The sequence below is a fragment of the Nostoc sp. NOS(2021) genome, from assembly GCF_017115025.1.
Lineage (GTDB): Bacteria > Cyanobacteriota > Cyanobacteriia > Cyanobacteriales > Nostocaceae > Nostoc.
The window spans coordinates 1-6519 of the sequence record NZ_JABXKM010000231.1 but is presented as its reverse complement, the minus strand read 5'-3'; the positions used below and the strand labels follow the sequence as shown (position 1 = coordinate 6519).

Sequence of the window (6519 nt, the reverse complement as noted above, 5' to 3'; positions counted from 1 at the left end):
CCCCACTCCCCACTCCCTACTCCCCACTCCCTAATATTCCCAGGCTATAGCCCAGAAAGTAGATAGAAATTAAAATTAATTTATGTCAGAGCAGCAACTGATACTTTACCAGCAATGGTAAGAGCGATCGCTGTTAATGCTTTTGCCGAAGCTGAATCTGGATCACCAACGACTATCGGCACACCGCTGTCACCGCCAACTCGCGTGGAAATCTCTAGCGGTACGCACCCCAACAGTGGCACTCCCAATTCTGTGGCTGTTTTAGAGCCACCACCGGAACCAAAGATGTCATACTGCTTATCTGGTTGATCGGGGGGGATAAAATAGCTCATATTTTCTACGATCCCCAATACCGGCACATTCATCTGCTGGAACATCCGCAATCCCTTGCGAGAATCTAACAGGGCTACAGTTTGCGGCGTGGTGACAATTACTGCCCCTGCCATCGGCACTGCTTGGGTTAAAGTTAACTGAGCATCTCCGGTTCCCGGTGGCATATCTACAATCAAATAGTCCAGTTCTCCCCATTCAACTTGATAGAGAAACTGGCGAATTACACCATTGAGCATAGGCCCCCGCCAAATTACTGGTTGATCTCGGTCAATCAAAAAGCCCATTGAAACTAATTTGACGCCGTGATTAAAGGCAGGTTCCAGGATGTCACCTGTTTCAGTGGAACGCACTACAATTTGGGCATCAGCCAGACCCAGCATGGTAGGGTCATTGGGGCCGTAAATATCAGCATCTAGCAAGCCGACTTTCGCCCCAGTTTGAGCTAGAGCCACTGCGACATTCACCGCCACCGTACTTTTACCAACGCCACCTTTGCCGCTGGAAACAGCAATGATATTTTTCACCCCAGAAATGCCAGTGCGGTCGGGCAAACTTTTTTGTTGCGGTGTTTCTGCCGTCACTTCTATGCTGACATCTGTAACGCCTGGGAGTTTTTTGACAGCTTTCTGACAGTCTTCAACGATAAATTCACGTAAAGGACAGGCAGGAGTGGTTAACACTAAAGTGAAACTAACCTTGCCACCGTCAATTGTGACGTTGCGAATCATATTCAGTTCTACCAGACTTTTGCGGAGTTCTGGGTCTTCTACTGGTCGCAACACTTCTAAGACAGAGCGGGAGTCGAGGACATCGTACATAAAAAATTCAAAATTCAAAATGAAGAAATACACTCGTGGCGAACATCTTAGCTATTAACTGGATGCTTTCTTAAGTAAGGTCAGGTTAGTGTTTTCACTGTTACTGCCGTAATAAAACTTAGCAAATTGCATTATCACCTAATAGAATCTTAACTTTCTTTAGGGATTGGGAACATAAGAAGGTAATAGGGTATAGGTTACAGCTTACAGATTATTTCCTATCACCTGTAAGCTGTAACCTTTACCCTAACCCCACTCCCAGTACCTAAAAATCAAAACAACTGTCATTAAGGGATTTTTTCTTACCAGATACCGTTGGCAATGCTGTCTTTTCTACTGCCTCTACTAAAGACCGTGCTACGCGGTCTGCATAAGGACGGGATAAAGACCAAATCAGGGGCGATAACCAACCCCGTAGCGTTACAGAATAAGACAGACAAGTACCACAAACCGTTGACTCTACTTGATAAGTCACCCGTTCCTCTATCCCAGGAATCGCCAGCACTCGGATACTCAGCATCTCTCTAGGATTGACGCGTTCCACAAAAATCCGAATGGGAATCGGGGAAAAGCGTGTTACAGCCTGAAAAATCAATCCTGGTTTGGGTACTAAACCGTAGGGGACGTTAGTACTCTTAAGTAGTGGATGCCAGGAAACATCTGTTAAGTCAGCGACTTTTTGCCACAGTTCATCTACAGAAGCAGAACTAATCTCTCGATACGTCTGCACCAGAGAAGCGCAAAACCGACGACGTTTGCGGTGGATGAATTTGGATAACCAACCTTGCATTTTCCTAATCCTCCTCCCTAGACACTTTCTGGTAACTCTGGTATTGTAGGCAACTACGCTCAACCCCTAAATTAAAACTTTCTCAAAAATGCCCTAAACATAGCAAGCCTCAATTCGGCAAAGATGCCAACAGCCAACATAGCAATATGGCAAAGAAGTTTTGAGCAGGGCAGTCAAACCCTTGATACTTCAAGGTTACGACTATAGTCTAGTGTTTATACCAAAATATTCCAATTAAAAAAAACTCAGTCAATATACAAGCGTATACGCATTTGAGGGAAAATAACTCTAGTGATGCCCATCAATCGTATAAATGCTTAACCAGTAAGAAAAAAGCGGGTTGGGCAAATAGAGCTAGATTGTTGGCGCGTGTTTCCCCCAAATTTGAAAATGAAAAATTTGTGGTTTTCTGGAAATTGTAATTTAGGTTCGGGAATCTATGTTGACCAACTCGCAAATACCAACTGTAGCAGCAGAATCATCTAAGTCCTTGCCAGCGACTGACGCTCAGACTAGGGTCAGTCAGTTTATGAAACAGCTGCAAGACGAAATTACCGAATCATTGGCAAAACTAGATGGTGTGGCTAAGTTTCTCGAAGATAGTTGGGAACGCCCAGAAGGAGGTGGAGGGCGATCGCGCGTGCTGCGAGAAGGTGCAATATTTGAACAAGCAGGTGTAAATTTTTCTGAAGTTTGGGGTGACCATTTGCCAGCCTCAATTTTAGCCCAACGTCCGGAAGCCGCAGGGCATGGCTTTTATGCCACGGGCACTTCAATGGTATTACATCCTCACAATCCTTACGTGCCCACAGTTCATCTAAATTATCGCTACTTTGAAGCGGGGCCAGTGTGGTGGTTTGGTGGCGGTCTTGACTTGACACCTTATTACCCCTTTGCTGAAGATGCGGCACATTTACACAAAACATTAAAACAGGCTTGTGACCAACACCACCCAGAGTATTACCCGGCGTTTAAGCGGTGGTGTGACGAATATTTCTACCTCAAGCATCGTGATGAGACACGGGGTGTAGGTGGTCTGTTTTTTGACTACCAAGATGGTCAAGGTGCTTTATATCGCGGGCCAAATCCCAATGGGGAAGCGGCTATTTATAGCAACCAGGTGGGAACACCAGCAACCCGCAATTGGGAAGATTTGTTTGCCTTTGTGCAAGACTGTGGCAGAGCATTTTTACCAGCCTACGTACCAATTGTAGAACGGCGACATGGGATAAAATATGGCGATCGCCAACGGAATTTTCAACTCTACCGCCGGGGACGATATGTAGAATTTAACTTGGTTTATGACCGAGGCACTATTTTTGGTCTGCAAACCAACGGACGCACCGAATCAATTCTTATGTCCCTACCACCCTTAGTCCGCTGGGAATACGGTTATCAGCCAGAACCGAATTCCCCCGAAGCCGAGTTGTATGAAACCTTCCTTAAGCCTCAAGATTGGATCAACTGGACACCCAGTTAATACTGCTGTTAGCGGATAGCTATGGTTTAGCCCGTGCTGTTAGCGGATAGCTATGGTTTAGCCCGTGCTGAGTTAGGAGTTAGGAGTTAAGAGTCAGGAGTTATGATAATTATCCTGATCTTCCCCTACTCCCTCGTCTTCCTCATCTCCCCGATTGAAAATTGCTACTCAGCACTATTTTGGTGAGTTAAACTACTAAAAGTAAGCACTTAGCAGAAAAAGGTGACAATTTTAGCTATAGCTTGTTAATGTCAAGTGACAGCATTAGAAAATTCTGTAACTAGTTAATCTTAAGAGGAATGCCACGGGGAGGGCTTTAGTGATTCATATAGACCAAAAAAGTTATACAACCCAAGACGGAAACACGGTTATTGTCCTGACGCCAACAGGTCGCCTAGACATTACCACTGCTTGGCAATTTCGCCTAAAGTTACAGGAGTGTATTTCCAAACTCAGCCGCCATGTAGTTGTAAATCTGGCTCAGGTAAATTTTATTGATAGTTCCGGTCTCACGTCTTTGGTAGCTGGAATGCGTGATGCTGATAAAGTCAAGGGCAGTTTCCGCATCTCCAATGTACATCCAGAAGCCAAACTCGTGTTTGAAGTGACGATGATGGATACTGTCTTTGAAATCTTTGAAACAGAAGAGGAAGCTTTAGAAGGTGTACCTCGTAGCATTGCCAGCTAAGAAAAGAGTTAGGAGTTAAGAGTCAGGAGTTAATTCAAAACTCATAACTCATGACTCATAAGTTTATCTTATTTAATACTGATTTCGCTTGGTATAGCGATAAGGCCCCATAATCGCTCCCCAAGTTGCTTTTCCAGTTGCTGGATCAATTCCTTTGTCGTAGCTGTGAAATTCTGCCGCAGTGGCTTCAAATCCCAAGGAAACATAGACGCTATTGCCAAGATAAGTAAAGCTGCAACGAGTCTCTGGCAGTGGGGTAGCGGTAAACTTATAGCGATCGCGGGCTAGTGTTTCTTGAGTAACTGTTAGGATACAACCTGGTAGTAAATCTAATTGATCGGGTGTAAGTGTGTTTAGTAGAGCCGGGTTATGACCTGCACCTCTTAATGCACCTGGATCTTGAGGCATGTAGTATTGTACTTCCACGGTTGCGTCAGAGTTGCTTCCCTGACGCAACCGCATAATTCGCTGGCGGTAAGGTTGATCTAGGTTAATAATGTTAGCCTGTTCGGCAAACAAGGTGATGCTATCTTCTGTGAACAGATTAACTGGTCTTTGCCACAGGCGGAGGTGGACATACCAAACTGGCTCTGCTATGGCTTGTTCCCGATTATCAAATTCACCAGCTAAGTACTCACCTAAAGCAATTAACTGTGGCGAGAAGTTCATAAATGCGATAAACGTATCATTAAAGATGATTATTTTTGGCTAGTTTTTTAGGGGAAAGCGTCTTATTCCCTATGGCTACCAGCTGATAAGTCATTAGTCATTGTTTTTTGGTACATACCTCGCCCGAAGTTAAGCGAAAAAACTTTCTTGACTTTGGACTAATTCAAACCACGTTCCTTGTGGGCGTGGTGTCTGATGGACTTTCTTACTAATAACTAATGACTAATGACTCCGCAAAGCGGTTTGATTTGTCTATATTGTAAATGAAACTGTCACCAGCCAAAAGCTCAACTTGGCAAAGTAGCCTTTAAGCGAGAAAATAAAGATACGTCGCCCTTAACATTCTGTTTTTCTTTGTGAATAACGTCCGTACTGTCTCTGATACAAAGCGAACTTTCTACAATCTTCACACCCGTCCGATTAACACTATTTATCGTCGGGTAGTAGAAGAATTGATGGTGGAAATGCATCTGCTGTCAGTAAATATCGATTTTAGCTACAATCCAATTTATGCCTTGGGCGTCGTCACTACCTTTGACCGCTTCATGCAAGGCTATCAACCAGAACGTGATCAAGAATCAATTTTTAACGCCTTATGTCGGGCTATAGAACAAGATCCGCAACGCTATCGACAGGATGCCGAAAGATTGCAAACTGTAGCTAAAGGTTTGCAAGTTAAAGATTTAATTGCGTGGCTAGGCCAAACTACTCACTTAGATCGAGATGCTGACTTGCAAGCACACCTGCAAGCGATCGCCAACAATCCTAACTTTAAATACAACCGTTTGTTTGCAATTGGTGTATTTTCGTTATTAGAACTGTCAGATCCCGAATTAGTCAAAGACGAAAAGCAACTCACTGAGGCGCTGAAAGCGATCGCTGCTGGCTTGCACCTCTCCGATGACAAACTCAACAAGGATTTGGAGCTATACCGTTCTAACCTAGACAAGATGGCGCAAGCACTGGTGGTGATGGCAGATATGCTCTCAGCCGATCGCAAAAAACGCGAGCAACGTAAACAACAATCAACTACCCCAGTTGCTCCCCCAAGTTCCAACGAATAGTTAGGAGTTATTCAATTTTAGATTTTAGATTTTAGATTTTAGATTTTTACTCTAATCCAAAATCCAAAATTCAAAATCTAAAATTGGCAGAGTAACTCCTAACTCTTAACTTTATACGCCCAATAATTTGTAGATTAAGCTGTTAATTATAGTCAGCGCAAATGCCCCAATAACAGCACTCCAAATCCCGTAACGCAAGCGAAAGCCCTCTACTAACCAAGCAGCCATACTAAAACAAACCACGGCAATCATAAATGTGAAAATGCCGGATAACAAGTCCAATGTGAGTAAATTTGGTACTGCAAAAACGAGGCTTAAAATCGGTCTGACTATTGCCGTCACGATCCCAAGCACTGCGGCAGAAAAGAAGGCTTTACCTGGAGTGTCAATTTCGACTCCCAGAGGCAATTTGCTAATTATCAACAGGCTGATAGCTGTTACTATCCAAACAATTAAAAGCGTTACGATATTCATGCCACAACCCCTGAAACGTGAATGGCAATTGGTGATAAATTACTTTAGTTTATCGGTGAAAAAATCTTTAAAGCTCAACCAATTATTTATAAATTAGCAGGAAATTTTTCTCTAACCGAATTTTATTTTAGATATCTTTAGGTTTGGGAAAGAGCTTGAATGGGAGTCGGGAGTAGGGGATGAAGAAGCAGAGGAGGCAGGGG

7 protein-coding genes are annotated in these 6519 nt (G+C 43.7%); 3 read left to right on the top strand and 4 right to left on the bottom strand.

The window, feature by feature from the left end:
* Positions 1-80: 80 nt before the first annotated feature.
* A complete protein-coding gene (locus HWQ41_RS24590; protein ID WP_292768816.1) occupies positions 81-1151 on the bottom strand; it encodes an Mrp/NBP35 family ATP-binding protein in 1071 nt (356 codons plus the stop codon).
* Between the two features lie 265 nt (positions 1152-1416).
* Entirely contained in the window at positions 1417-1941 is a 525-nt protein-coding gene (locus HWQ41_RS24585; RefSeq protein WP_292768813.1) for an SRPBCC family protein, read from the bottom strand.
* A gap of 439 nt (positions 1942-2380) precedes the next feature.
* Here HWQ41_RS24585 and hemF point away from each other — a divergent pair, with 439 nt between their 5' ends.
* Entirely contained in the window at positions 2381-3421 is a 1041-nt protein-coding gene (hemF, locus tag HWQ41_RS24580; protein ID WP_292768810.1) for an oxygen-dependent coproporphyrinogen oxidase, read from the top strand.
* Positions 3422-3740: 319 nt separating this feature from the next.
* Positions 3741-4109, top strand: a complete 369-nt coding sequence (locus HWQ41_RS24575) for an STAS domain-containing protein (RefSeq protein WP_292768807.1) — start codon at positions 3741-3743, stop codon at positions 4107-4109.
* A gap of 72 nt (positions 4110-4181) precedes the next feature.
* On the opposite strand, the gene HWQ41_RS24570 is transcribed toward HWQ41_RS24575, so the two are convergent.
* Complete coding sequence (locus HWQ41_RS24570) at positions 4182-4778, bottom strand: chromophore lyase CpcT/CpeT (RefSeq protein ID WP_292768804.1); 597 nt, start codon at positions 4776-4778, stop codon at positions 4182-4184.
* Between the two features lie 356 nt (positions 4779-5134).
* On the opposite strand from HWQ41_RS24570, the gene psb29 reads away from it, so the two are divergent.
* Positions 5135-5842 (top strand): photosystem II biogenesis protein Psp29, encoded by a 708-nt coding sequence (gene psb29, locus HWQ41_RS24565; RefSeq protein WP_292768802.1) that lies wholly within the window; start codon positions 5135-5137, stop codon positions 5840-5842.
* Between the two features lie 111 nt (positions 5843-5953).
* Here the strand turns inward: psb29 and HWQ41_RS24560 are convergent, their stop codons facing one another.
* Positions 5954-6316 (bottom strand): phage holin family protein, encoded by a 363-nt coding sequence (locus tag HWQ41_RS24560; protein ID WP_292768799.1) that lies wholly within the window; start codon positions 6314-6316, stop codon positions 5954-5956.
* Positions 6317-6519: the final 203 nt, after the last annotated feature.

Bases quoted from the DNA above. Each gene is read 5' to 3' on its own strand.
- HWQ41_RS24590 (WP_292768816.1), bottom strand. From the start codon at position 1,151: ATGTACGATGTCCTCGACTCCCGCTCTGTCTTAGAAGTGTTGCGACCA.
- HWQ41_RS24585 (WP_292768813.1), bottom strand. From the start codon at position 1,941: ATGCAAGGTTGGTTATCCAAATTCATCCACCGCAAACGTCGTCGGTTT.
- hemF (WP_292768810.1), top strand. From the start codon at position 2,381: ATGTTGACCAACTCGCAAATACCAACTGTAGCAGCAGAATCATCTAAG.
- HWQ41_RS24570 (WP_292768804.1), bottom strand. From the start codon at position 4,778: ATGAACTTCTCGCCACAGTTAATTGCTTTAGGTGAGTACTTAGCTGGT.
- HWQ41_RS24560 (WP_292768799.1), bottom strand. From the start codon at position 6,316: ATGAATATCGTAACGCTTTTAATTGTTTGGATAGTAACAGCTATCAGC.